Source organism: Pedobacter sp. Leaf216 (genome assembly GCF_001421515.1).
In the GTDB taxonomy this organism is placed as follows: domain Bacteria; phylum Bacteroidota; class Bacteroidia; order Sphingobacteriales; family Sphingobacteriaceae; genus Pedobacter.
Genome location: NZ_LMKM01000034.1, coordinates 93341 through 115772 on the forward strand (window position 1 = coordinate 93341; position 22432 = coordinate 115772).

Annotated in this window: 22 protein-coding genes and 1 pseudogene; 4 read left to right on the forward strand and 19 right to left on the reverse strand. The window is 36.9% G+C overall.

Translation table 11 applies throughout. The features are described 5' to 3' along the window. On the forward strand, nucleotides 1-1638 hold the full coding sequence (gene ade, locus ASE74_RS20165; protein ID WP_055913067.1) for an adenine deaminase: 1638 nt from the start codon (nucleotides 1-3) through the stop codon (nucleotides 1636-1638). Between the two features lie 88 nt (nucleotides 1639-1726). Here ade and ASE74_RS20170 read toward each other — a convergent pair whose 3' ends face one another. The 3 genes and pseudogenes from ASE74_RS20170 to ASE74_RS25410 all read right to left on the reverse strand — a co-directional run bounded on the left by ASE74_RS20170 (nucleotide 1727) and on the right by ASE74_RS25410 (nucleotide 5165). Continuing rightward, a complete protein-coding gene (locus ASE74_RS20170; protein ID WP_200912336.1) occupies nucleotides 1727-2335 on the reverse strand; it encodes a SprT-like domain-containing protein in 609 nt (202 codons plus the stop codon). Nucleotides 2336-2465: 130 nt separating this feature from the next. Then, nucleotides 2466-2842, reverse strand: a pseudogene (locus ASE74_RS25555) (GxxExxY protein). 55 nt (nucleotides 2843-2897) lie between these two features. Beyond that, complete coding sequence (locus ASE74_RS25410) at nucleotides 2898-5165, reverse strand: helix-turn-helix domain-containing protein (RefSeq protein WP_055913070.1); 2268 nt, start codon at nucleotides 5163-5165, stop codon at nucleotides 2898-2900. Between the two features lie 449 nt (nucleotides 5166-5614). On the opposite strand from ASE74_RS25410, the gene ASE74_RS20185 reads away from it, so the two are divergent. The 3 genes from ASE74_RS20185 to ASE74_RS20190 all read left to right on the forward strand — a co-directional run bounded on the left by ASE74_RS20185 (nucleotide 5615) and on the right by ASE74_RS20190 (nucleotide 9193). Then, the gene (locus ASE74_RS20185) at nucleotides 5615-7198 is read left to right on the forward strand and encodes a peptide chain release factor 3 (RefSeq protein ID WP_055913073.1); all 1584 of its coding nucleotides are present in this window, start codon (nucleotides 5615-5617) and stop codon (nucleotides 7196-7198) included. Nucleotides 7199-7901: 703 nt separating this feature from the next. Continuing rightward, nucleotides 7902-8057 (forward strand): hypothetical protein, encoded by a 156-nt coding sequence (locus tag ASE74_RS24830; RefSeq protein WP_157255491.1) that lies wholly within the window; start codon nucleotides 7902-7904, stop codon nucleotides 8055-8057. 92 nt (nucleotides 8058-8149) lie between these two features. Then, a complete protein-coding gene (locus ASE74_RS20190) occupies nucleotides 8150-9193 on the forward strand; it encodes a hypothetical protein (RefSeq protein WP_055913076.1) in 1044 nt (347 codons plus the stop codon). Nucleotides 9194-9405: 212 nt separating this feature from the next. Here the strand turns inward: ASE74_RS20190 and ASE74_RS20195 are convergent, their stop codons facing one another. The 16 genes from ASE74_RS20195 to argG all read right to left on the reverse strand — a co-directional run bounded on the left by ASE74_RS20195 (nucleotide 9406) and on the right by argG (nucleotide 22432). Next, complete coding sequence (locus ASE74_RS20195) at nucleotides 9406-9696, reverse strand: type II toxin-antitoxin system RelE/ParE family toxin (RefSeq protein WP_055913079.1); 291 nt, start codon at nucleotides 9694-9696, stop codon at nucleotides 9406-9408. Beyond that, the gene (locus ASE74_RS20200; protein WP_055913082.1) at nucleotides 9696-9902 is read right to left on the reverse strand and encodes a DUF2683 family protein; all 207 of its coding nucleotides are present in this window, start codon (nucleotides 9900-9902) and stop codon (nucleotides 9696-9698) included. The genes ASE74_RS20195 and ASE74_RS20200 overlap by 1 nt, the downstream gene beginning before the upstream one ends. Before the next feature lie 129 nt (nucleotides 9903-10031). Then, nucleotides 10032-11285, reverse strand: a complete 1254-nt coding sequence (locus ASE74_RS20205) for a pyridoxal phosphate-dependent aminotransferase (RefSeq protein ID WP_055913085.1) — start codon at nucleotides 11283-11285, stop codon at nucleotides 10032-10034. A 108-nt stretch (nucleotides 11286-11393) separates the two neighbouring features. Beyond that, a complete protein-coding gene (locus tag ASE74_RS20210; protein ID WP_055913088.1) occupies nucleotides 11394-11726 on the reverse strand; it encodes a type II toxin-antitoxin system RelE/ParE family toxin in 333 nt (110 codons plus the stop codon). Then, entirely contained in the window at nucleotides 11726-11914 is a 189-nt protein-coding gene (locus tag ASE74_RS20215; protein ID WP_055913091.1) for a hypothetical protein, read from the reverse strand. The genes ASE74_RS20210 and ASE74_RS20215 overlap by 1 nt, the downstream gene beginning before the upstream one ends. 18 nt (nucleotides 11915-11932) lie before the next feature. Continuing rightward, the gene (gene argH, locus ASE74_RS20220) at nucleotides 11933-13264 is read right to left on the reverse strand and encodes an argininosuccinate lyase (RefSeq protein WP_055913094.1); all 1332 of its coding nucleotides are present in this window, start codon (nucleotides 13262-13264) and stop codon (nucleotides 11933-11935) included. A 221-nt stretch (nucleotides 13265-13485) separates the two neighbouring features. Next, nucleotides 13486-14550 (reverse strand): M20 family metallo-hydrolase, encoded by a 1065-nt coding sequence (locus tag ASE74_RS20225; protein WP_055913097.1) that lies wholly within the window; start codon nucleotides 14548-14550, stop codon nucleotides 13486-13488. Nucleotides 14551-14661: 111 nt separating this feature from the next. Then, nucleotides 14662-15471, reverse strand: coding sequence for a pyrroline-5-carboxylate reductase (proC, locus tag ASE74_RS20230; RefSeq protein WP_055913100.1), 810 nt, complete (start codon nucleotides 15469-15471; stop codon nucleotides 14662-14664). Between the two features lie 319 nt (nucleotides 15472-15790). Next, a complete protein-coding gene (argB, locus tag ASE74_RS20235; RefSeq protein ID WP_055913102.1) occupies nucleotides 15791-16579 on the reverse strand; it encodes an acetylglutamate kinase in 789 nt (262 codons plus the stop codon). Between the two features lie 112 nt (nucleotides 16580-16691). Continuing rightward, nucleotides 16692-17666 carry an acetylornithine carbamoyltransferase gene (locus ASE74_RS20240; RefSeq protein WP_055913105.1) on the reverse strand — a complete coding sequence of 325 codons (975 nt, stop codon included), beginning with the start codon at nucleotides 17664-17666 and terminating at the stop codon, nucleotides 16692-16694. Nucleotides 17667-17795: 129 nt separating this feature from the next. Beyond that, the gene (locus ASE74_RS20245; protein ID WP_055913108.1) at nucleotides 17796-18926 is read right to left on the reverse strand and encodes an aspartate aminotransferase family protein; all 1131 of its coding nucleotides are present in this window, start codon (nucleotides 18924-18926) and stop codon (nucleotides 17796-17798) included. Nucleotides 18927-18957: 31 nt separating this feature from the next. Next, complete coding sequence (locus tag ASE74_RS20250) at nucleotides 18958-19329, reverse strand: four helix bundle protein (RefSeq protein ID WP_055913111.1); 372 nt, start codon at nucleotides 19327-19329, stop codon at nucleotides 18958-18960. 41 nt (nucleotides 19330-19370) lie between these two features. After that, nucleotides 19371-20354, reverse strand: coding sequence for an N-acetyl-gamma-glutamyl-phosphate reductase (gene argC / locus ASE74_RS20255; RefSeq protein WP_055913114.1), 984 nt, complete (start codon nucleotides 20352-20354; stop codon nucleotides 19371-19373). A 2-nt stretch (nucleotides 20355-20356) separates the two neighbouring features. Beyond that, the gene (locus ASE74_RS20260) at nucleotides 20357-20815 is read right to left on the reverse strand and encodes an N-acetyltransferase (protein WP_082458878.1); all 459 of its coding nucleotides are present in this window, start codon (nucleotides 20813-20815) and stop codon (nucleotides 20357-20359) included. A 4-nt stretch (nucleotides 20816-20819) separates the two neighbouring features. Next, nucleotides 20820-21170, reverse strand: a complete 351-nt coding sequence (locus tag ASE74_RS20265) for a cupin domain-containing protein (protein WP_055913117.1) — start codon at nucleotides 21168-21170, stop codon at nucleotides 20820-20822. Between the two features lie 71 nt (nucleotides 21171-21241). Further along, complete coding sequence (argG, locus tag ASE74_RS20270; protein ID WP_055913120.1) at nucleotides 21242-22432, reverse strand: argininosuccinate synthase; 1191 nt, start codon at nucleotides 22430-22432, stop codon at nucleotides 21242-21244.

A 22432-nucleotide genomic window follows, 5' to 3' on the forward strand; every position in this document is an offset into this window, starting at 1 on the left:
ATGAGCACTTTTAAAGTTGAAGGAAATATAATTAACATCAGAGAGCGAAATATTTTCTTTGGCGAAGTTGAAGTTGAGGATGGAAAAATAAAATCAATCAATAAAATTTCTGAACAGAAAGATGGGGTGCATTACATTTCGCCCGGGTTTATTGATAGTCATGTACACATTGAAAGCAGCATGTTGATTCCAAGTGAATTTGCACGTTTGGCAGTTGTGCATGGTACAGTTGCTACCATTAGCGATCCACATGAAATTGCTAACGTATGTGGAATGGAAGGTGTAGAATTTATGATAGAAAATGGCAATACTGTTCCTTTTAAATTCAATTTTGGTGCGCCAAGCTGTGTTCCGGCTACTATTTTTGAAACTGCCGGTGCTGAATTAAATCATGATGATGTAAAGTCGCTTTTAGAACGCCCGGAAATAAAATACCTGAGTGAAATGATGAATTTTCCTGGGGTACTAAATAAAGATGAAGAAGTTTTAAAAAAGATTTCAGCTGCGCACCATTTAGGCAAACCAGTAGATGGCCATGCACCGGGTTTGCGGGGAGAAGCTGTTCAACAATACATTAACGCCGGAATTTCTACCGATCATGAATGTTTTACTGCTGATGAAGCATTGGATAAGTTACAGCGTGGCATGAAAATCCTCATCCGCGAAGGAAGTGCTGCTAAAAATTTCGACGCATTAATTGATCTGCTGAACGATTGGCCTGAAATGATGATGTTTTGCAGCGATGATAAACACCCCGATAGTTTAGTAGAAAACCATATTAACGAGCTTTGTGCAAGAGCGATAGAAAAAGGAATTGATCTATTTAATATACTTCAAGCTGCCTGCATAAATCCCATTCTTCACTATAAATTAGATGTAGGCTCACTCCGGATCAATGATGATGCAGATTTTATTGTACTCGAAGATTTAAAAAACTTCAAGGTTAAACAAACCTATATTGATGGATTACTACTTGCCGAAAACGGTAAAACAGTGGGCAATTGGGTAATACATTTGGAAGATCGCGAATCGGTAAATCATTTCAATTGCAGCCTAAAAAAGGAAGCGGATTTTATTTATCCCTTTAACGGACAAGAAGAAATTCTTGTTATTGAAGCTTTGGATGGACAATTGATCACCAACAGATTATTAGCTACACCAAAAGTTTTAAATAGTAATATCGTAAGTGATACTGAAAACGATATTTTGAAAATGGTTGTGGTAAACCGTTACCTTGATGCACCTGTTGCAATATCTTTTGTAAAGAATTTTGGACTGAAACAAGGTGCTATTGCATCAAGTGTTGCGCACGACAGTCATAATATTATCGCAGTTGGCGTTGATGATAAAAGTATATGCGAAGCGGTAAATCTTGTAATTAAAGAAACCGGTGGCGTGGTTGCAATAGGTAATGGAAAAAAAGAAGTTTTAGCTTTACCTGTAGCAGGGTTAATGAGTAATCAAAATGGTTATAAAGTAGCAGAAAGTTATACTTCAATTGATCAATTTGCGAAAGATTTAGGTGCTACACTTCTAGCTCCATTTATGACACTTTCTTTCATGGCTTTATTGGTAATACCGCATTTAAAATTGAGCGATAAAGGTTTGTTTGATGGAAATGAGTTTAAGTTTTTATAATAAGGCTTTCGTCACCCTGAATTTATTTCAGGGTCTTCATTAAAGAAAGATACTGAAACAAGTTCAGTATGACGATCCTGATAAAAAATTATTCTATCACAAAAACCTCGGCCAAAGGATTAAACAAATATAACCTTTTATCATCTAAGCAAACACATCGATAGCGTTTCCTGATTCTTTCGCCCTTGGTAAAACGCCTGCCATCCTTAATTTTAAAGGTGGTATTAATCGGCAATTGCTCTAAATGTAAAGTTTCGGTTTTATTGCTATCGTATTTTTTTAAAGCACGCGATAAATGTAAATCAGAACAGCTGGATGCCGCCGGGTTAGACATGTAATTATTAATCGCTTTATGAATATCATCAGGGAAAATATTCAATTCAAAAAAAGGCACCATCATCCGCTGAAAGTTTTTCTTCCATTCTGAACCGTGTGGCTTCACTTTATTCTTAAAGTCGTTCCAGGTAAGTAAATGGGCAAATTCATGCACGGTGGTAACCAGAAAAGCGAAATGATTGAGATTGAAGTTTACGGAAATGCGATGACCTTTACCTTGATAAGGATGACGGTAATCGCCCAATTTTGTAGAACGGGTTTTGGTAATCTTAAATTCGCACTGAAAATAATCTATCCATTTTGCAATTAGCGGTGCCGCTTGTTCGGGCATGTACTGCGCTAAAACTTTAACCTTTTCCACAGACGCTAAGATAAATAATTTTAAGGTTTAACCACAAAGAATACAAAGTTTACACCGACAAAACAGAGTATTACCATAACCCTTTTTAACCACTGAGTAAACTGAGTATGCACAGAGAAAACAGAGTATTTCAATATCCATTTACAACGCGCCTAATTCCATCTTTCAATCTTAAAACATTAAAATTCATTAATAGGCCAAATCTATATCCACCCAATTTCATATAGGTTAACGTTTGTGCAAGATGAATATCATTTAGGGAATCTATACTTTTTAATTCCAAAACCAGACTATTCTCAACCAAGATATCAATTCGATAACCACAATCCAACCTTACATCTTCAAATCGCAGAGGCATCATTTTTTCTTTTCAACTTGAAAACCTGCCTTATTGATCTTGTAAAACAAACATTCTTTATAGGCATTCTCTAACAAACCAGGCCCGAGAGCTGTATGAACATCTATAGCCAACCCAATAATGGTTCTTGTTAATAAATCTTCTTTCATAGCGCTTTGTGTTCTCTGTGCCTTACCTCGGTTTTCTCTGCGGTTAAACTTTGTTCTATTCTTCCGATGGAAACAACGATGCCAGCACCAACTTAATCTCTCCAAATGAATAATCTTTACCTAAAAACTCTCTTATTGTAGCCATCGATTTTGTTTTCTGACTTTCTATCGCATCACTTATATTTTTGATTTTATTGGCTTTTACCAATTTGGTTACATCAAGTTGCTGGGTAGAAACATAATAAGCGAGATGCCCTTCGATGGTTCCAGAAGAAAAACCACGCTCTTTTGCAATTTCCTCAATGGTTTTACCCTGTTCGTAAAGCTCAAAACTTACCAGCTTTGTATCAACTTTTGGTTCTTTTTTCTTTTTGTCGGCAGCCGATTTTACCTTAAGCGTTTCGCCCTTTAATTGAATTGCTTTTTGAAGTTGATTATTTCTTTCAACGGTATTTAATAGCGCATCGGTATCGGCTTTGCTAAATTCTTTCCCAGCAATAAGTGCCTGAAGCAACGCTTTACTTTTATGCATCTTTTTTAATTGCTCATAAACTAAAATTTCAAGTTCGAGCAGCTCGGTTACATACGTTTTAATTTGTTTTTCTTCTTTTATGGTTTCAATTTGGGCAAGAAAACGGTCGGAAATTTCCTTAACCAGAGGATTGAAATATTTTAACGCAGCCTCTACCCTTTTCGATACATTGAATAAAGTATGCTCGGTTTGCTGTGCGAACAAATTTTTCAATTGATTAACAAAAGTATCGGCTGTAGCAGTGATTTTTTGGAAATCTGTATAAATTGTATCCGTCCAGTCTTCATACCGCTGTTTGGTTGATTTTTCACTTTTGTCGAAAGTCTGGCGGTGTTCTTTCAAATAGTAACGGATCAGGTTTAGGTCGAATGCAGCAATCAGGTAACTTCGAATAAAGCTATAACTCTCCAGACTGATCTGCTCGTTCAAAATCTCAGATGGTTGTTTCGTTTTAGAAAAATAATGCACATTCTGGTCCTGTTGCAAACCACTATCACGAAGATGAGAAGTTAGCACCAATCCTTTTAGCGAGCGTAAACGCGACAATGCCACATAGGCCTGGCCGGGAGCAAAAGCATCGCCAACATCAATAATCGCTTTATCGAAGGTTAAACCCTGACTTTTATGTACCGTAATGGCCCAGGCAAGTTTTATAGGATATTGAATAAACGAACCCGCAACATTTTCTTTAATCTCGTTTGTTGCTTCATCCAGTTTATATTTAACGTTTTCCCAAGTATAAGGTGAAATCTGAATCACTACTTTATCTTCGGGCAGTTCAATCTCAATTAAATCTTTTTCAATATGATGCACCACACCAATTTTGCCATTGTAATATCGCTTTTCAGCAGTCATATCGTTTTTGATAAACATGACCTGTGCCCCAACCTTTAGTTCCAAACTTTTATCATTAGGGTAAGCGTACTCATTAAACTCTCCCTGAACCTTTGCTTCAAAAAAATAAGATTTGGTTTTCAGCTGGGTTAATCTTTCGCGGTTAATGCTATCGGCTTTATTGTTATGCGTGGTTAAAGTAATATAATTTTCATCAGCAGAGGGCTTAAAATCCTGTTTATAATGCTGTTTAAGCAAGGCAGTATCCTCGGCCGTGATTTTATTGTTGCGTAAATTGTTCAGCAGATCAATAAAAACAGCATCATCCTGGCGGTAAATTTTATCAAGTTCAATATATATTGGGGGATTATCCTGTAGTGCCAAGGCATCAAAAAAATAAATGCTTTTATAAAATTTGGCCATAATGCGCCACTCATCATTTTTCACTACCGGAGGCAGCTGATGCAGATCGCCAATAAATAATAGTTGTACCCCTCCGAACGGAAGATTTCTATTTCTCCGCACATAACGTAGCGCAAAATCAATCGCATCAAGCATATCAGCCCGTAACATACTCACTTCATCGATTACGAGCAACTCCAGTTCCTGCAACATACGCCGTTTATTGCCCTGCATATTCAGGTGTTTTACTAACGTTTTAGGGGTATTGAAATTGAAGTTAATATTTTCATTGATCAACCCTCCTGCAACATCCGGAAAAAAAGCTCCAAAAGGCATCTGAAACAGCGAATGGATAGTAACCCCGGATGCATTTATGGCAGCAATGCCTGTCGGGGCTACAATCAGTGCTTTTTTATGTGTTAGTTTAATCAGTTTCCTTAAAAATGTTGTTTTACCTGTTCCTGCTTTCCCTGTTAAGAAAACATGTTTTGAGGTATAATTAACAAATTTAGCCGCAATTTCTGCGGGCATAGAAGTTTCTTCTAAAGTGGGCATCGGCAGTAAAATTATAGTTTACAATAAACGGAGGGATGAATAAAGCTAAACATTTTAGCACAAAACTAAACAATGATTGATGAGAAAATTTATTTTTCAATAGATAATTTTTAGCAATCACACATTCTTCTTTCTACAAATCCCCTTCTTGCAATAAAGATCTTTCGAAGCATAAGCAAAGGGCAGCTTCCTCCGCAATTTCACATCAGAATTAAATCGGAGCTATAGTATATGGCATAACTATAATTTCGAAAGTACTAGGGTATTAATTTCAGATTATTGCTAATATTGAATCTATTACACACAAACTAAAACAATACAACAACCTAACAATTAATGATAAAGCTTTTTCTTATCTTTGCGGCCAGATGAAACAACAATATTCAAATCTTATAGCTGTTAAATTCCTTTAACAAGGTTTCATCTCTTTTTATACCCAAAATTTTATTATGCTTAACCCCGAAATAGAAAAACGTAAAACCTTTGCCATTATTAGTCACCCCGATGCGGGCAAAACCACACTGACAGAAAAATTTCTGCTTTTTGGTGGTGCAATTAATACTGCAGGAGCGGTAAAAAGGAACAAAGCGAACCAAAGTAACACCTCCGATTTTATGGAGATTGAGAAACAACGTGGTATCTCGGTGGCAACTTCGGTTATGGGTTTCGAGTACAGTGGTAAACGCATTAATATTTTAGATACACCTGGTCACAAAGATTTTGCCGAAGATACTTACAGAACTTTATCGGCCGTAGATAGTGTTATTTTGGTTGTAGATTGTGTAAAAGGTGTGGAGGAACAAACGGAAAAACTAATGTCGGTTTGCCGCATGCGGAATACGCCTGTAATTATCTTTATTAACAAAATGGACCGTGAAGGTAAAGAAGCTTACGATTTACTCGATGAAATTGAAGAAAAACTGAACATCAGCCTTTGCCCACTTTCTTGGCCAATTGGCCAGGGGCATACATTTAAGGGTGTTTACAGCATTTATAACAAACATTTAAATTTATTTAATTCAGATAAAACCAAAGTAACCGATTCTGTGGTTGCGGCCAGCGATTTAAACGATCCATCGCTACTAAATTATCTTAAAGAAAACGAGATCAATGCATTAAAAGATGACGTTGAGCTGGTTGATGGAATTTACGGCAAAATTGATAAGGATTTATATACTGATGGTTTGGTTGCTCCTGTGTTTTTTGGGAGTGCGATAAATAATTTTGGAATAAAAGAGCTTTTAGATACGTTTATTGATATCGCTCCGAGTCCTCGGCATCGTGAAGCGGAAGAACGTGATGTATTGGTAGAAGAAAAGAATTTTAGTGGTTTTGTTTTTAAAATTCATGCCAATTTAGATCCAAAACACCGTGATAGGATTGCCTTTTTAAGGATTTGCTCTGGCAAATTTGAGCGTAACAAATTTTATTATCATACCCGTCAGGATAAGAAATTAAAATTCTCTAACCCAATGGATTTTATGGCGAATGAGAAAAGTATTGTTGAAGAGGCATGGCCAGGTGATGTAGTAGGTTTATATGACAGTGGCAACTTTAAAATTGGCGATACGCTTACCGAAGGCGAAAAACTGCAATTTAAAGGCATTCCGAGTTTCTCTCCTTCGATTTTTAAAGAAGTAGAAAATATGGATCCAATGCGTACCAAACAATTGGAAAAAGGAATTGAGCAGTTAACCGATGAAGGTGTAGCGCAGTTATTTGTAATGCAGCCAGGAAACAGGAAAGTGATTGGCGCAGTTGGCGAACTTCAGTTTGAGGTAATCAACTTCAGGTTGGAGCATGAGTATGGTGCTAAATGTCGATTCCGTACTTTGAGTTATACCCGCTCTAGCTGGGTAACTTCTACTGATCGGAAAAAATTGGATGAATTTGTTAAGCGAAAACAACAACATATTGGCTTTGATAAAGAAGCCAACCCGGTTTATCTTGCCGATAGTGAGTACATGATTAACTTAACAAAACAAGATTATCCTGATATTGAATTCCATAAAACAAGCGAATTTAAAAGCTAAGCCGAATTCTGAATAAAACTTTTAAATAAGATTAACCTTATAGACTTTAAAATCTGTGAGGTTTTTTTATGTATAAACATTTAATAAAATAATTCTTTTCATAGGTTTAAGCTTAAGAAACCAGGGCGTTAAACGTCATTGAGTTAAAGCTACCGACAAACATAATTTGGATAGGGTGTAAATCATTCAAATAAGGGGTCAAAATCACATTAATAAGCATGGCCTATTTTATATATAATTGTTTAGGCTATATTAAGTAAAATGCCATTGTAGGTATATATACTAAATCATTCAAAATATTAGAATAAAAAATACATTTATAATAGTGATCTAGACAGAATAATTATCAATTCATGCTTCCACCAAATATGAGTCTATTGCATATCAGAGCAAGATATTAGTGCACCTACTATTTAGACAACGATTTAGCACTAACCCAAATATTGGTTTTATTTGCTTGCAGATAATACTTTTTTCATAGACTATAACTGATCCAAAGTGAAACAACACAACTGAAGCAAATTAATTAAGATCCTTTTTTGTGTAAAATTTAACTTACAATACATAGTTAGTAAAGATACATCCTATCAGGACTAGTTTTTCGTGTAAAATAATTCCTTTGGGGCATATTGATAGCAAGTGTTCGTTTACATTTGTTAACCCAGCCCGCTCAGCAGGCAATCGTCTACCTAACCTAAAACCTATGAAAAGAAACATCAAAAAGATTTCCATCGTTGCAATGGGATCAATTGCAATTACGCCTTTCAATAAAATAATGAAGCCTTTAGCCTGGCAGAAAGCGTTTAAAAGCCAATACAGTTTTAAAGTATGTTCTATACCTTATTGTTCGGGCAGTTAATCGTATTACCAAATAACAGATTCTTTAAATTAAAACCTAAAAGCAGTTTACTTACCTAATCAAATTTAGTTTGCTGTAAATTATCTACCATCATGAAAAAAATTCTATTTATAGCAGTGTTAGCCCTGCTTTTCAGTTGTAAAAAAACAACTCCTCCTACAGTTCTGGTTCAACCAAAAGTTTATAGTTTTGACACCGGCCAAAATTCGTCTTTAATGTTCCAGGATGGCGAAAGCTTGGCTGTATATACATCAGAGGCGCGCCGTTTAAAAATTTCAAGCGTATTGAGCATTAAAGCCGCTACAGAAAAATCAATCGAAATATCAAATTTTGCACCTGTAGATCTTGAAGATGCTATTGTATTAATTACCATAAAAGGACGGGAAAAACCTATTCAGTTACTAAAAATTAAAAAAATAAGGGCGCATGGTACCCAAATCATCAATTACCCTTTTGTGGATGGAGAAAGCAATTTTATCGACATAAACGGCAACGTAGTTGATCTTTCAGAATATAAAACAACCGGAATACCTGTAGCAGATGTTCAATTTGATTTTTCAGGGGAAAATACGCTTATAAAAAAACTGAAAAAGCTATCCGTTCTAAAATGGGATGTAAGATTTGCAGACTTCGACACGGATAATAATCCAAATGATAGCTGGAAAGAAGATCTTACCCCCGCAGATGTTAGACTTTTCACAGGCCTTTTAATCAATTACGCATACCTTATGCAAGATGAAGGCACAAAGAAGGAATTTCTGGCCGAGCCGATAAGCATTAATGATGATGCTGAGTTTTTAACCTTGGATGAAAAACAATCCACTTATCAGGATATACTGAATATCAACAGAATTAATGCAGGAGTAGTGGTTGGCGTTAATGGCTTAGGAGGTGGAAGTACCTTTGGAATGGCCGAATGGGTTCTGAGAACTTACCTAAAAGAAGATATTTCTGCCGTTGCAGTACACGAGCTTGGACGTGTAGTAGGTTATGCACATTCTTCATCGATGACCTATCCTAGAAATGGCCATGGATTTACGGTTGCCTGCTCAAGAAACTACGAGAAAATAGCCAATGCCAATGAATTTCCTATTACCAAAGATAATTATTACAAACCAGCAGATTTTATTGACTAGCTTCGGATTAAAGAGCTTTATTCGAGGCTACAACCTGACTGTATAAAGGTTTAGACGAAGCAGCTTTAGCTTTTTAATATTCAAAAGCAATGTTCAGCGAGTAAATTGATATGATATTAATATCATCAAATTATCTTGTATTAGCACTAAAATAATGCCCCCAAAAGTTTTATATTAGACTTAGGGGGTTTTATTCTTTTTGAAATAAAAAGTTAAAAAAACATAGGCTCTTGTCTGTTATCCCAAAAGAAAAGTATTTCTATCCGATCGGGCTTAACTTCATAAAAGAAAGAAGAAATCTTTTTGATCAATCCCTGTCGGATATTTGGGTCAAAATCAGTTTCCTTATAAAGGAATGGCGAATTGCCGATTAATGATAGGGTTTTAATTGTGTTCTTTTTGAAATCACTTACGGCTTTCGCTCCTAATGTGTCGTTTATCTGAGCACAAATAGATTCAAAAGTTAAATATGCTGTTTCAGATATAACTACAGGCAGGCTCATTAGAGATTCGAAATTTTCTTTTTGAATTCCTCTAAAGAAAAACTTTTACCGGCTTTGATATCCTCTTGTCCTTTTTTTATGCCAGATAAAACATGGGCTGGCAAAGAATTTTCTTTCCTTATTTCATACGGCACTTCCAATGCTTTAAGAAATGCCTTCAAGGCCTTTTCTTGTATTTTATCAGGATGAACAAGATAAGTTTCCATATTGTTTGATTTAAATCTAATATACAAATTTACTATTATTAAATAATAACCTTTGCAAATTAGCATAGTTCTAACATTTGATAAAACCTCTTCAATACTAATTGAAGAGGTTTTATCAATATCACAAGCTTATTTTAGCTTGCTTAAAGCTGCTTTAATCCTCGGTAACATTTCTTTTATATCCTGCAAGGTACAGGCTCCAACTGATGCTCTGAACCAAGGCATACTATCTTCATTTCCGAAAGCAGAAAATGGAACCAATGCTGCTCCTGCTTCTTTAATAAGATAGAAATTTACATCAGCACTATCTTTTAAAATCTGTCCATCTTCGGTAGTCTTTCCAATGTAATCGATTTTTATTGTTAAATAAATAGCACCCATTGGCTCTACTGCGTCAACATTAAAACCATCAGCTTTTAAATCGTTAAAGCCGTTATAAAGTGCGTTTAAACTGTCTTGAATTTTATCCTTAAAGCTGTCCAAAAATGCATCAACATGTACTTCATCATTAAAATAGTTAGACATAGCCACCTGTTCCGCTTTTGGTGCCCAGGCACCCATATGACCAACAAGGGCTTTCATCCTATTGATAATATCTTCCGGACCAAAACCCCAACCCACACGCACACCTGTTGCAGCTAAACATTTAGAACTACCATCTACAAATACTGTGAACGGCCTCATTTCCGGACGTAAAGAAACTGGATTTACATGCTCTTTTCCAAAAGTTAAAAGTGAATAAATCTGATCATACATCATATATAATGGTTTCTCATCAGCTCCACGTGAAGCATTTTCTTCCAAAACTGCATCACATATTTCAGCCAACGAATCGGCATCGAACATCGTTCCGGTAGGGTTTAAAGGCGAACATAACGCCAATAAAGTTGCACCTTTTAAATGAGGTTTTAACTGAGCAGCTGTTGGCATAAAATTATGCGCTGCATCGGTTTCTACTGCAATGGTTTTTGCCGAAGTTAAGTGCGAGTAATGGTTGTTATTCCATGATGGTGCAGGGAAAACCACGGTATCTCCAGGATCGATCAAAGCCAGGTATGTGGCATAAATTAACGGACGGGAACCTCCAGATACTAAAATACTATTGGTATTGTATTCCAATCCAAACCTATCCTTTAACAATTCTGAAACTGTTTCTCTTAGGGGTAAAACACCATCAGCAGGTGGATAATTGGTTTGATTGGCGTTATAAGCCTCCACAATTCCAGCCTTTAACTCAGTTGGTATCGGGTAAATATTTGAATCAAAATCACCTATGGTTAAGTTAGCGATTGAAGCACCCTTGCGTTTCATTTCGTTAACCTCGTTACCAATTTTTATAATTTCTGAACCAATTAATGAACTGGCTAATACTGAAACTTTCATCTGTTTATATTTTCGTTATGTTGATCCGCCATCATGATTTGATAGTAATTCCATTATGGAACATCATAAAGAAGTGATCCTGTATGTTGAATGCTGATGTTAGCAGCTTTATAATGCTTTTATTATTATTTGAAGTTCCTTTTTATCAATACTACTTTCTTCCGATTTATCGTAGAGTGTTAACATATTAATAATTGTACCATCAGCACGGTTAGAAACTAAATAAGTTATTATTCTAAATCCGCCGCTTTTACCTTTTCCTTTGCTTTTTACAGCAAGCCTAATTTTATATAAACCTGCGCCCAGATCATTGCCTTGGTGTGGATTTTCAAGAAGTTGTTCTTCAAGCCGATAAAGATCTTCTACCAGGGAAAGGTATTTCTTTTTATAGATTTTAGCTTTCTTGATAAATACAGCTGAATAAATAACCTCATTAACCATTAAATGTCTTTTAAACTTAAAGACTTCCGTTTACCTTGCTGTATCTCTTTAATTTCTTTTAAAGCCTGGGCAATTTCAGAAGTTATCTGGTTAGTTGGTTCTGATTTAACTTTTGCACCAATTTTGCTAAGGAATTCTTTCACAAAACCTGCATCTTTATCCTTAATTTCTATTGTTAAAGTCGTCATAGCTACAAATTTAGCAAATTATTTAACCAAATCTTCTATTGCTTTATTCACTTTCCCGAAACCAAATTGATCCAATACATTCTGCATGGCTGTAACGATTTGCTCGTTGCACAGGTTGCCGATGCTGCCTTCATGTGTGTGATGTATTTGGCCGGATGGTGCAAAACTACCATTTTCTATCTGCTCGCCAACAATTTTGTAAGCTTCTCTAAATGGAACGCCTTGCAAAGCAAGATCATTCACCACTTCAACACTAAATAGGTAGTCGTATTTTTTATCTTTTAGAATATCATCTTTTATAGTGATGTTCTGAAACATAAAAGTGGCGATCTCCAAACATTCGTTTAACGAGGTAATGGCTGGAAATAGGTTTTCTTTTAACAATTGTAAATCGCGGTGATAACCAGAAGGCAAGTTGGTAATCATCATGGCTATTTCATTCGGCAAAGCCTGGATTTTATTGCAGCGCGAGCGGATCAACTCAAAAACATCAGGATTTTTTTTGTGTGGCATAATGCTTGAACCTGTGGTAAGCTCTGCCGGAAAACTGATGAACCCAAAATTTTGATTGATAAATAAACACACATCCATAGCCATTTTAGCCAATGTTGCCGCAACAGCAGACATGGCCTGACCTAGAATTCTTTCTGTTTTACCACGACCCATCTGAGCATAAACCACATTATAGTTTAAGCTTTCAAAGCCCAGCAAATTTGTTGTTAAAGTTCTGTTTAAAGGGAATGAAGAACCGTAACCGGCGGCAGAACCGAGAGGGTTTTTATTGCATATTTTCCACGCAGCCAACATCAGTTCCATATCATCAGCAAGGCTCTCTGCATATGCACCAAACCACAAACCAAATGAAGATGGCATGGCAATCTGCAAATGCGTATAACCCGGCATCAATTTATCTTTGTGCGTATTGCTTAACTCAATTAACTGATTAAATAAGGTTGATGTTTGCCCAACCATATCTTCTATACAAGCCCTGAAAAACAACTTTAAATCTACCAAAACCTGATCATTACGTGATCTGCCACTATGAATTTTCTTACCGGCTTCTCCAATGCGTTGGGTTAGCAGCCATTCTACCTGAGAGTGTACATCTTCTACACTGTCTTCGATGGTGAAGTTTCCGGCTTCAATTTGTGCATAAATATTTTTCAGCTCTTGCTGAACTGTTTGCAATTCTTCGGCGGTTAGCAAATTAATGGTTTCCAACATTTGAGTATGCGCCAAAGAGCCCAATACATCAAACTTTGCCATTTGCAAATCCAGTTCACGGTCTTTCCCAACGGTAAAACTTTCTACAAATTGATTAACATCTATATTTTTTTGCCAGATTTTCATTCTATCTCATTTTAAAAGATAATGAACTCCGCTAAGCAGATTCATTATAATTTTATTTAACTATGGAATTATAAAGTTTTACGGATTTTGCAAATATTTTGAACATTGTTCAGGATTTATTACAGTTCCAGGCAAGAAAACCCATCCTGTGCTGTAAAACCATCTATTAATTCTTTTTTATCGAATAAAGTGTTTGCTATACATACCTCCCAATGACCGTTTTATTGTACAACCGGTTTTAGCATATTTACATATCCCTCAACACCCTCTGCCACCTCGTTAACATACAAAAACTCATCGGCCATGTGTGAACGACCTGAAAAACCTGGGCCGCATTTTACGGATGGAATATCCAGCAAGGCCTGATCCGACGTGGTTGGTGAACCATAAGTAGTTCTTCCAAGCGAAACACCAGCCTGCACAACGGGATGGTTTTTATCAATTGAAGATGGCTTTAAACGGATAGAACGCGGAGTTACGTCACAATCCACGTTCGAACGGATAATTTCTAAAACCTCTTCATTGGTATAAGCATCAGTAACCCGAACATCTACGGTGAAAGTACAATTAGCAGGAACAACGTTATGTTGAGAACCTGCATTAATAATGGTAACCGTCATTTTTAAAGAACCAAAAACTTCTGATACCTTGGGAAACTGATAATTTCTAAACCATTCGATATCTTTTAGGGCTTTGTAAATGGCATTCTCTCCTTCTTCGCGGGCAGCATGACCTGCTTTTCCTTGCGCTACACAATCCAGCACCAATAAACCCCGTTCGGCAATTGCTAAATTCATTTCTGTTGGTTCGCCAACTATACCAAATTTCAATTCGCCTAAATCTGGCAAAACCAATTCTAAACCATTATTACCAGAAATTTCTTCCTCAGCAGTTGCGGCCAGACAGATGTTGTATTTTAAATTTTCTTGCTCGTAATAATATAAAAAGGCACCTATTAAAGAAACTAAACAACCTCCAGCATCGTTACTGCCCAAACCAAATAACTTATCGCCTTCAATTGCAGCATCATAAGGATCGCGGGTATAACCTGAATTTGGCTTAACCGTATCGTGATGTGAATTTAAAAGTAATGTGGGCTTTTTTGCATCAAAATGCTTGTTGTAAGCCCAAATGTTATTCATTTTACGCTGAGTTTTAACCCCTCGCTCTTCCAAAAATTGAGCGATTAAATTCGCTGTCCGGTCTTCTTCTTTACTGAAAGATTGGATGCGGATTAACTGTCGCAATAAATCCAGACTTTCTTTTTGTATATTTTCTAATGACATATTATCAAGTAGTTGGCATCCGGTATCAAGACTGGGTCTTTAAACCTTTTACCTTTATTATCTTTCAGTTTCAATTTTAAGATTGGTAATAAAAACCAAACCCTACATTACCTAACCTTCTTTTGTGTATAAATTCCCTGCTTTTAAAGCCGAAAGCTTAATACCTTTAATTAATGAAGAACTAAAACCATTGTGTTCCATTTCGTTTAATCCGGCAATGGTACAACCTTTCGGCGAAGTTACTTTATCTATCTCTGATTCTGGGTGTGTTCCGTGCAATAAAAGCAAATCTGCTGCTCCTTTTGCCGTTTGAACTGCCATTTTTAAAGCTTCATCGGCATGGAAACCAATTTCTACCCCACCTTGCGATGCAGCCCTGATGGCCCTTAAAAAAAACGCAATTCCACAGGCACAAAGCGCTGTAGCAGAAGTCATTAAATCCTCATTTATTTTCACAACCGAGCCTACAGTTTCGAACATTCTGGTCACATCTTCAATATTTTCCGATGAAGCATTATCGCTTGCCATACATGTCATGGATTGCCCGATGGCAATTGCCGTATTTGGCATTACACGGATTACCTCTACCTCCTCACCTAATTTTTCTCTAACCGCTGCACAACTCACCCCTGAGATAACCGAAATAACCAAATGTTTTGCGGCATCTATCGAAGTGTTAATTTCATCTAAAACGGTATTTAATTGTTGGGGCAGAACAGCCAAAATTACAACATCAGCATCAACCACAGCCTGTTTATTGTTATTGCTAACGTTAAAACCAGCTTCTGCGAAAGATTTTAAATGATCGGTATTTCTACGGGTAAGCGTAATATCGGCAGCTTGAGCAAAGTTGGCCTTTACTAAGCCTTTTGCTAAAGATAAACCGATGTTTCCACTACCAATTATGGCTATTTTTTTCATGTGGTTCGTTTTTATATTGTTTCAGTTGATTACTGATTAATTTTCTTTGGAAAAGTAATTGCAGTAATGCTATTGATATTTAGTCCTGCTATCCGTTACAAGCCCGATGAAAAATCGGGGCTTTTCAATACTATCAGGTTTATTTTGCAAAAGCAGCAGTAATCGGTTTCTTTTCCTAGCTAGCCCATTATTTTTACACGATTAAGAACATCAGACTAAAAATTCTTTGCATGCTTCGTGCTTTAGTGGTCAAAATGCTTAAAAAATATTTCTAGGCACATCGCTAATACCTTTTCCTTCAACCTTTTTGCCTTCAACCTTATTTCAGCATCTTAGTTCCAAAAGTTTCTGCTGCAAGTTCAGCAAGCTCATCGGCTTTTCCTATATATACTGCCGAAACCCCTTTTTTAATTGCTTCAAAGGCATTGTGTAATTTTGGGATCATACCACCTTGTACGGTTCCATCGGCTTTTAAACCTTCAAATTCATCAGCCTTGATTTCTTTTACAACAGAACCGTCATCATTTACATCTTTGAGTACACCCTTTTTCTCAAAGCAATATACCAAACGTGTTTCGTATAATGATGACATTGCCACTGCAACGGAAGATGCAATGGTATCGGCATTGGTGTTTAAAAGCTGAGTATCCCCATCGTGTGTTATGGCGCATAATACAGGCACCAAACCGGCAGTTAGTAAAGAATCTAAAGTTGTTGCAGAAACAGAATTTTCATCCAGATCACCCACTAAGCCGTAATCAATTTCTTTAACCGGACGTTTTTTTGCTTTGATGATATTTCCATCAGCACCTGTTAAGCCAATGGCATTGCTTCCTTTGGCTTGCAACTGCGCAACCATATTTTTATTAATCAATCCGGCATATACCATGGTTACAATCCGCAGGGTTTCGATATCAGTAATTCTTCTACCCTCAACCATTTTAGCTTCAATGCCTAACGATTCTCCTAATTCAGTTGCAATTTTACCCCCGCCGTGCACCAGAATTTTATCTCCTGGCAATGCTGTAAAATCCAATAAAAACTGATGCAGGTTTTCGGAATTATCGATAACATTTCCACCGATTTTTATGATTGTGAGTTGTTTCATAATTTATTCTTATCGTGGTTCGTGTCTCCACCAAACACATTAATACTTTTGTTTTACCATATTAACAATTTCGGCTCTTGAGAACACAAGCCTAGGCACATGGCAATAGTTATTATTTCAATTCCTCCAATATCGCTTTAATCACCGCCTGTGCAGCCCATAAACGGTTCCCGGCTTCGTGGATCACCAAAGAATTTGGTCCGTCCAATATCTCTGAGGACAATTCCAGATCACGGCGCACTGGCAGGCAATGCATCACTTTAGCATTGTTGGTAAACTTCAACTTCTCGTTATTCATCATCCAGCCATCCGGATAAGTTAATACCTTTCCGTATTCTTTGTAACTGCTCCAGTTTTTTACATAAACATAATCTGCGCCAGCCAAAGCTTCTTCTAAATTGTATTGAATATCGGCATTTGGTGTAAAATCTTCTGAAAGTTCATAACCCTCGGGCTGGGCGATGGTAAAATCTATCATCCCCTCGGCCTGGGCTTTACACATCCACTCTGCAAAAGAGTTTGGCACCGCCTGAGGTAATGCTTTAACATGAGGTGCCCAAGCTAAAACTACCTTAGGTTTGCGGCCATCAGGTTGCTTTGTCCAGGTTTCGTGGATGGTGATAATATCAGCAAAGCTCTGTAAAGGGTGACGCGTTGCACTCTCTAAACTTACTACTGGTACAGCACAATATTTCACAAATTTATTAAAGAAATCTTCGCTGTAATCTTCCTCACGGTTATTTAATTTCGGGAAAGAACGAAGGCCTAAAATATCACAATACTGGCCCATAACGGCAGCTGCTTCGCGGATATGTTCAACTGTTGAGCCGTTCATTACCACACCATCCTGCGTTTCCAAAGCCCAACCTTCTTTATCCATGTTCATCACCATAACATTCATACCCAGGTTTAGAGCAGCTTTTTGCGTACTTAAACGGGTACGTAAACTTGGATTCATGAATACTAAGCCCAAGGTTTTATTTTTACCTAAACCTTGGTGCGCGTAAGGATTTGCTTTTAATGCAAGAGCATCATTTACAAATTGTTTGATGCTTGGAACATCATGTACGGAAGTGAAAAGTTTCATTTTTAATATAAATTAATTTATCCCTGATCCGTCACTCTGAATTTATTTCAGGGTCTTTTTCTACTGTAGATGCTGAAATAAATCCGATAACTATCGGATCAGCATGACGATCGACCAAATACACAATATCTATTTTACTAATTTTCTAAAAGCAGCTAAAAATTCATCAGCATGTGCTTTTGTTAAATTTAAAGCTGGCAGTAAACGGATTACGTTAGGTTTTGCCTCACCTGTAAAAATATGATGGGTAAACAATAATTCTTTTTTTACATGTGCGAGTTCTGCAGGTAATTCGATACCGATCATTAAGCCACGGCCACGAACCTCTACAACCTGCTCAAATTTTTTCAATTCGGTAACCAAATAATCGCCAATTTCTTCAGCGTTTTTCATTAAGTTATCTTGTTCCATTACTTCGAGCACTGCCAAAGCGGCCGCACAGGCTAAATGGTTACCTCCAAAGGTTGTACCCAACTCGCCGTGCCAAGGTTTAAATTTTGGGGCGATAGAGATTCCCGCTACCGGAAAGCCGTTACCCATCCCCTTTGCCATGGTATATACATCGGCTTCAACACCGGAGTAATCATGCGAGTAAAAAAGGCCTGTTCTGCCATAACCGCATTGAACTGAATCGGCAATGTATACAGCATTATATTGATCACAAAGTGAACGGATTTTTTGTAAGAAACTTTTTGGTGCTTCCTTTATGCCCCCAACGCCCTGGATACCTTCGATAATTACTGCCGAAATTTCATCGCCTTGTGCTTTAAAAGTATCTTCTAAAGCCACCTCATTGTTAAATGGCAAGAAGATAACATTTTCTGTCTGGTTAACTGGTGCTACAATTTTAGGATTATCAGTTACGGCAACAGCCAACGATGTACGTCCGTGGAAAGCACCGGTAAAAGCAATTACTTTTTTTCTTCCATTGTAAAATGAAGCCAATTTTAAAGCATTCTCGTTAGCTTCGGCACCTGAATTACACAAAAATAATTGGAAATCCTTTTTGCCAGACACTTCACCAAGCTTTTCTGCAAGTTGAACCTGCAAAGGAATTTTTACTGAATTTGAATAAAAACCAACTTTATTTAACTGATCAGTCAAACGGCTAACGTAGTGAGGGTTGGTGTGGCCGATTGAAATTACGGCATGTCCGCCATATAAATCTAAATATTGTTGTCCGTTAGCATCCCAAACATTACTGCCTGCTGCTTTGGTTATTTCTATATCGTTAAGTGGGTAAACGTCGAATAGTTGCATTTTATAAGGTATAAGGTTTGAGGTGTAGGGTTTAAGGTTTTTTCACTCCACTTCTCAAAAATTTTAAAAATGAAATTAGCATTGCCCTAACTTCGTTAATTGAATTGTTTACTTTTAAATAATCATCTTCGCTTATATACTTTAATTCAGAAGCACATAAACAGCAATAATCTATCTCGTTTGCAGAACCTAAAGCATTATCAAGAAAATGTGCAAAATCCTTATCAGTAAATCTTCCACATCCTTCAACTATGTTCAAGGGAATTGATAAAGAAGCTCTGGTAAGTTGTGAGGTTAATTCAAATCGCTCTTCTTTTGGAAATTGAGTTGCAATATTCTTTTTGATGAACATATTTAGCTCATGTGCTTTTTTCCAAACGTCAAGTTTTTTATAATCTCTCATGCTTTTACCTTACGCCTTAAACCTTACACCCTCTACCGTAATTAAAAATTCGCTGCTTTTAACCTAAGTCCGGCTGTTTCATCCAGGCCAAACATTAAATTCATGTTCTGAACAGCTTGTCCGCTGGCACCTTTAAGTAGGTTATCGATAATGCTGATGATAAATAATTTACCGCCATGTTTTTCTACATGAACAAGTGCTTTATTGGTATTTACAACCTGTTTTAAATCGATATTGTTCCTGCTTGCATGTGTGAAAGGATGATTGCTATAATATTCTTCGAAGATCTTTTGCGCTTCTTCCAAACTTAAATCGCTTTCTAAATACATGACAGCTAAAATTCCCCTGGTAAATGCACCACGTTGAGGGATAAAATTTAGTGCTTCAGAAAGTGAGGGCTGCAATTGCAATAAACTTTCACTAATTTCATTCAGGTGCTGATGTTCAAATGCTTTATAGATGGAAAGATTATTGTTTCGCCAGCTGAAGTGTGAGGTGGTGGACAAACCTTGTCCGGCACCGGTTGAACCTGTTGTGGCGTTAATGTGAACTTCTTTCTGGATCAAACCCTTTGCGGCCAATGGCAACAGACCCAATTGGATACAAGTAGCAAAACAGCCTGGATTGGCAATATTTTTGGCCGTTTTAATTTTATCACGGTTCAATTCTGGCAATCCGTAAACAAATTCGCGGTTTTCGAATGTCGATTTTTCATGTAACCTGAAATCCTGTGATAAATCGATAATTTTAATATTCTCATTGATTGGGTTAGCGGCTAAAAACTTTTTTGCGTCGCCATGACCAACACAAAGAAAAAGCACATCAATATCTTGTGGAATATCGCTTACAAATTTTAAATCTGTATCGCCTATCAAATCGGTGTGTACATCAGAAATCAGGTTTCCGGCGTTGCTTGTACTGTTTACAAAAGCAATTTCAACATTTGGGTGATTAACCAGAATGCGTAACATTTCGCCTCCTGTATAACCTGCACCACCGATTATTCCTGCTTTAATTTTATTCATCTCTATGAGTTTAATGCTATTTTATAAAGAAAAAATTCTTCGTCATTTCCCTGTTTTACAAAACCTATACTTTCGTATAAATGCTGGGCAATGTGGTTATCAATAGCGGTTTTCAATTGTACAAATGTAGATCCATTGGTTTTAGCAAAATCCATGGCTTTTTTAATCAACTTTTCACATATTCCTTGCTTTCGGTAAGCTGTATCAACATACAAATCGTTCAAAATCCAGTTTTTACTCAATTTGACCGACGAATATTTAGCATACAACTGCGTAAAACCTACTGTTTTTTGAGTATTACGATCAATGGCAGCAAAAATGATGGACTCATTATTTTGCAATCTTTCATCTAAGAAAGCCTTAGCCATTCCGATATCCGAAAACTGATTATAGAAAATACGATATTGGTTAAACAGGCCAGCCACTAAATGTGCTTCTTCCGGTCCAATCTGGTTAATCATTATACTATTCACAATCGGTTCTGTCATTTTGGGTTGATGGATATGAAAAAAGTAAGAATTCCAAATCATCAACGCCATTGTTCATGATTTTATGCTTATCTCCAGCTTTAATCTGTAAACCTGTATTGGCTTCAACGGTAAAAATCTCGCTTTCAATTAAAAATGTGGCTTCTCCTTTCAATATGAAGAAAAATTGCTCCGCATAAGTATGAAAATGTAATTTTTCAGCGGTTTTAGCTGGCATTAACTCTTGTTTAATTGCTACCTCTGGCTTGCTTATAAAATTCCATCCATCACAGTTATCTCCCCATTTATAATGGCTTAAACAATTATATTTTGAAAGAATTTCACTCATTTCTATTGATCAAGTATCAGAAAAAGGCAAGTTTCTATGTTGCCTTTTCCATCATCCTTTTTATATAAAGCCTATGCTTCTTCACTATTTACCTTGTGCCAGATCATCACCTGGTTACCAAATATTTTAGAGAAACCTTTCACATCTTCTCCGCTCCAGGCATTGTTCATTTCACCGTAGCTACCAAATTTATTGCTCATTAAATCATGGTTAGATTCAATTCCGATAATCTGAAAACGGTACGGCAACAATTCTACAAACACTTTACCGCTTACAAATTTTTGTGTATCTGCCAGAAATGCCTCGATATTCCGCATAATCGGATCGTGAAACTGACCTTCATGCAGCCAGTTACCATAAAAAGATGACAGTTGCTCTTTCCAGCTCAGCTGCCATTTGGTTAAGGTATGTTTTTCTAAAGTATGGTGTGCTTTGATAATGATAATCGGACCCGCAGCCTCAAAACCTACACGGCCTTTAATACCGATAATGGTATCACCAACGTGGATATCTCTACCAATACCGAATGGCTGGGCAATGGCCTGTAACTTTTGGATTGCACGAACAGGTGCTAGTGTTTCGCCATCAATGGCAACCAATTCACCTTTTTCGAATGTTAATTCAACTTTGCGCGATTCTGTTTCCGACACCTGGGTTGGCCATGCACTTTCTGGTAAAGTTTCGTTTGAGGTTAAAGTTTCTTTACCTCCTACCGATGTTCCCCATAAACCTTTGTTAATCGAATATCTTGCTTTTTCAGCACTGTATTCTACACCATGCTGGGCTAAATATTCAATTTCTGCCTCGCGGGATAATTTTAAATCTCTTATTGGGGTAATGATTTCAACTTCCGGAATTAGAATGTTAAAAATCATATCGAAACGAACCTGATCGTTACCAGCTCCTGTACTTCCATGTGCTACATAATCAGCACCGATTTTTTTTACATAATTGGCAATAGCAGTAGCCTGACTAACACGCTCTGCGCTAACAGATAATGGGTAAGTAGCATTTTTTAATACGTTACCAAAAACCAGGTATTTAATGCAACCCTCATAATAACTTTCTGTTTCATCAACAACAGCATGCGATTTTACGCCTAAAGCATATGCTCTTTTCTCAATTTCCTGCAACTCTTCGTCAGAGAAACCACCAGTGTTTACAATTACTGAGTGAACTTCCAATCCGCGATCCTGTGCCAGGTAAATACAACAAAATGAGGTATCTAAGCCTCCGCTAAATGCTAAAACAACTTTTTTCAT

Excerpts from the sequence above, each read along its gene's own strand:
- ade (WP_055913067.1), top strand. The coding sequence starts at position 1 with ATGAGCACTTTTAAAGTTGAAGGAAATATAATTAACATCAGAGAGCGA.
- ASE74_RS25410 (WP_055913070.1), bottom strand. The coding sequence starts at position 5,165 with ATGCCCACTTTAGAAGAAACTTCTATGCCCGCAGAAATTGCGGCTAAA.
- ASE74_RS20185 (WP_055913073.1), top strand. The coding sequence starts at position 5,615 with ATGCTTAACCCCGAAATAGAAAAACGTAAAACCTTTGCCATTATTAGT.
- ASE74_RS24830 (WP_157255491.1), top strand. The coding sequence starts at position 7,902 with ATGAAAAGAAACATCAAAAAGATTTCCATCGTTGCAATGGGATCAATT.
- ASE74_RS20190 (WP_055913076.1), top strand. The coding sequence starts at position 8,150 with ATGAAAAAAATTCTATTTATAGCAGTGTTAGCCCTGCTTTTCAGTTGT.
- ASE74_RS20195 (WP_055913079.1), bottom strand. The coding sequence starts at position 9,696 with ATGAGCCTGCCTGTAGTTATATCTGAAACAGCATATTTAACTTTTGAA.
- ASE74_RS20200 (WP_055913082.1), bottom strand. The coding sequence starts at position 9,902 with ATGGAAACTTATCTTGTTCATCCTGATAAAATACAAGAAAAGGCCTTG.
- ASE74_RS20205 (WP_055913085.1), bottom strand. The coding sequence starts at position 11,285 with ATGAAAGTTTCAGTATTAGCCAGTTCATTAATTGGTTCAGAAATTATA.
- ASE74_RS20210 (WP_055913088.1), bottom strand. The coding sequence starts at position 11,726 with ATGGTTAATGAGGTTATTTATTCAGCTGTATTTATCAAGAAAGCTAAA.
- ASE74_RS20215 (WP_055913091.1), bottom strand. The coding sequence starts at position 11,914 with ATGACGACTTTAACAATAGAAATTAAGGATAAAGATGCAGGTTTTGTG.
- argH (WP_055913094.1), bottom strand. The coding sequence starts at position 13,264 with ATGAAAATCTGGCAAAAAAATATAGATGTTAATCAATTTGTAGAAAGT.
- ASE74_RS20225 (WP_055913097.1), bottom strand. The coding sequence starts at position 14,550 with ATGTCATTAGAAAATATACAAAAAGAAAGTCTGGATTTATTGCGACAG.
- proC (WP_055913100.1), bottom strand. The coding sequence starts at position 15,471 with ATGAAAAAAATAGCCATAATTGGTAGTGGAAACATCGGTTTATCTTTA.
- argB (WP_055913102.1), bottom strand. The coding sequence starts at position 16,579 with ATGAAACAACTCACAATCATAAAAATCGGTGGAAATGTTATCGATAAT.
- ASE74_RS20240 (WP_055913105.1), bottom strand. The coding sequence starts at position 17,666 with ATGAAACTTTTCACTTCCGTACATGATGTTCCAAGCATCAAACAATTT.
- ASE74_RS20245 (WP_055913108.1), bottom strand. The coding sequence starts at position 18,926 with ATGCAACTATTCGACGTTTACCCACTTAACGATATAGAAATAACCAAA.
- ASE74_RS20250 (WP_055913111.1), bottom strand. The coding sequence starts at position 19,329 with ATGAGAGATTATAAAAAACTTGACGTTTGGAAAAAAGCACATGAGCTA.
- argC (WP_055913114.1), bottom strand. The coding sequence starts at position 20,354 with ATGAATAAAATTAAAGCAGGAATAATCGGTGGTGCAGGTTATACAGGA.
- ASE74_RS20260 (WP_082458878.1), bottom strand. The coding sequence starts at position 20,815 with ATGATTAACCAGATTGGACCGGAAGAAGCACATTTAGTGGCTGGCCTG.
- ASE74_RS20265 (WP_055913117.1), bottom strand. The coding sequence starts at position 21,170 with ATGAGTGAAATTCTTTCAAAATATAATTGTTTAAGCCATTATAAATGG.
- argG (WP_055913120.1), bottom strand. The coding sequence starts at position 22,432 with ATGAAAAAAGTTGTTTTAGCATTTAGCGGAGGCTTAGATACCTCATTT.